The organism is Acinetobacter sp. UBA5934 (genome assembly GCF_002430855.1).
Lineage (GTDB): Bacteria > Pseudomonadota > Gammaproteobacteria > Pseudomonadales > Moraxellaceae > Acinetobacter.
Genome location: NZ_DJDC01000058.1, coordinates 36,604 through 38,867, shown reverse-complemented (window position 1 = coordinate 38,867; position 2,264 = coordinate 36,604). Strand labels below are relative to the sequence as shown.

General features: G+C 41.7%; 3 protein-coding genes. 1 reads left to right on the top strand and 2 read right to left on the bottom strand.

Features of this window, described 5'->3' with window-relative positions:
* Positions 1-266: 266 nt before the first annotated feature.
* Complete coding sequence (locus tag B2Y23_RS03995; protein ID WP_291369155.1) at positions 267-1,133, bottom strand: alpha/beta hydrolase; 867 nt, start codon at positions 1,131-1,133, stop codon at positions 267-269.
* A gap of 241 nt (positions 1,134-1,374) precedes the next feature.
* Here B2Y23_RS03995 and B2Y23_RS03990 point away from each other — a divergent pair, with 241 nt between their 5' ends.
* Positions 1,375-1,734, top strand: a complete 360-nt coding sequence (locus tag B2Y23_RS03990; RefSeq protein WP_291369153.1) for a DNA transfer protein p32 — start codon at positions 1,375-1,377, stop codon at positions 1,732-1,734.
* 53 nt (positions 1,735-1,787) lie between these two features.
* Here B2Y23_RS03990 and B2Y23_RS03985 read toward each other — a convergent pair.
* Positions 1,788-2,264: DUF4442 domain-containing protein (locus B2Y23_RS03985; protein WP_291369151.1), on the bottom strand; the 477-nt coding region annotated here is incomplete at its 5' end.

The window sequence follows — 2,264 nt, the reverse complement described above, 5'->3', positions numbered from 1 at the left end:
GAAGCAGAAGCTGCAGAACATGCGCTTGTAAATGACTTCTCTGATGTAGACCAAGCATTAAGCCAGGCATTCAGCGATGAGTTTAACGGTCTGTAATTAGTCCTTTAAACTAATCAAAAAAAAGCCACCTTCGGGTGGCTTTTTTTATGCGCTAATTTTGGAGATATATTTTAGAAATTAGATGGAATATCAAATACGTTTATTAAAAATAGGCTTTAGGAATTATTGCTCAAAGTATTTTTATATTGAATAAGATCGCATTCGGCCTATTTCACCGTAGAGGAATAGCGTTGTATAAATTGATTCACTGCTTGGGTATATGCATTATTTTGTCCTAGTGACGAGTTGATTTCTCTGTGTGAAAGTGGCACAGGCAATAACTGGGTTTGCGTTCCTAATTTTTGTGCTTGTTGAATAAATTGCTGTGCCTGGGTACAGGGTTGGTCTGGCCGAATTGTGGAACAAACAGCAAGAAATGCTGGTAGCGTTTGGTGTAATTGATGGATAGGGGAAAGCGCCTTCCAGTTGGATGGTTGATTTGCAAAGGCCTGATCATAAAAAGGTGCATGTCGGGTTTGCATAATGCTTTCGACATTATAGACAGTGCTGTCTAAAGCTACGGTTGCACGCCAGGGCTGCGGCTGTGAGGTCAGCCAAAGTGGGCGTGTGCTGAGTAGCGTGACTAAGTGTGCACCTGCTGAATGTCCCATCAGAACCAAACGTTTGGGGTCTGCATGCCAGTCTGGAGCCTGTTTCTGGATATAAATCAGTGCTGCTGCAATATCCTGGGTTTGTTGCTGTACGTTGACTTCAGGCACTAATCGATAGTTGATAGAAATAAAAATCCAGTTTTGTTTGCTCCAATACGCCACTTTATTTTTGACCACAGCCGCATGATTTTTATCACCAGTGGTCCAGGCTCCTCCATGTACCATCACAATGAGTGGTGCTGGCGTTTGATCGGCGAGAGCTTTAGCGGGAAGATAAACATCCATGACTTGTTGAGGAGAAGACCCATAGGCAATATTTTTCAGAATTTTAGTTTTATTGATAAAATGGGTGTCAAAAGAATCCGGATATGCTGGTGAATTGAAACAAAGCCATATAAATATCAAGCAAAGATTTTTTTTCATTCTGCTGATCCTTCTTGTTTGAATAACACCGATATTTAAAATTTTTATTATAAAGTTATGCATCTGTTGGAATAGTTGAACTGATTTATAGATGCTGAAATCGGCCAGCTAAACGTTTTAATAGTCTAATTAAAATTATATTACAACATTCAACATTAAAACTTGGAAAAGTAACATTACGCTGATATTAACTTCATACTCATGACTTATGCTGTAACAAATAGCCAAAAGGACATATCTCATGAAAAAGTTAATGAGCGTGATGGCAATGGCAACCTTGTCGACTTTTATGCTGGTAGGTTGTGACTCGATGTCTTCAAGGGACCAACGTATTGGCGCAGCTGCACTCGGCGGTGCTGTTGGTGGTGGTGTGGGTAACCGGGTTGGCGGTGGTGTCGGTGCAGCCGTAGGTGGTGGTGCAGGTGCTGCTGTCGGTAGTAAAACCCAAGGTGGTTCTAACCGTAATGCGACTTATAGTGGTGTCGGCGGTGCGATTGGTTCGGCTGTCGGTAAAAGTGTCTTCGGTGGTAATGCCGGAGCTGCGATAGGTGGTGCCATTGGTGGCGGTGCAGGTGCTGCCATCGAACAGAAAAGACGTTAATTAACGTTTAGAATTTAAAAAAAAGCGCTTGTTGATCAGGCGCTTTTTTATTGTCAATTAGAGCTGGCTTTTGGCTTTTTCCGGCGGATATATACCGTCTTTTGTACCTCGGCAATACGTATGCCTGATTCATCAAAAATATTTAAGCTATAAGTTCGGTAGACTGGTGCATGATGTTCAGCAAGCTGCTTAATCTGGTTAATCTCGGTTAAATCCAGGCGAATATCGGCATAGACCGTACTACGGCCGGGTGATAAGAATTGTATAGAGGCTGATTTATCCCAAACAATATATTTTGAGCCCAGATGATGCATCAAAATCAGCATATAAAAAGGGTCCACCATCGAATATAAACTGCCACCAAAATGTACCCCAACGACATTTTGGTTTTTACGGGTTAAAGGCATTTTGATGCGGATATGGTAATTTGCCAGATCCACCTGATCGATTTCAATCCCTGCACCGCGGAAAGGCGCATAACGATTCAGTAAAAATTTAGAAATGGCAGGAATTGTCTGTAGTTTTTTTAA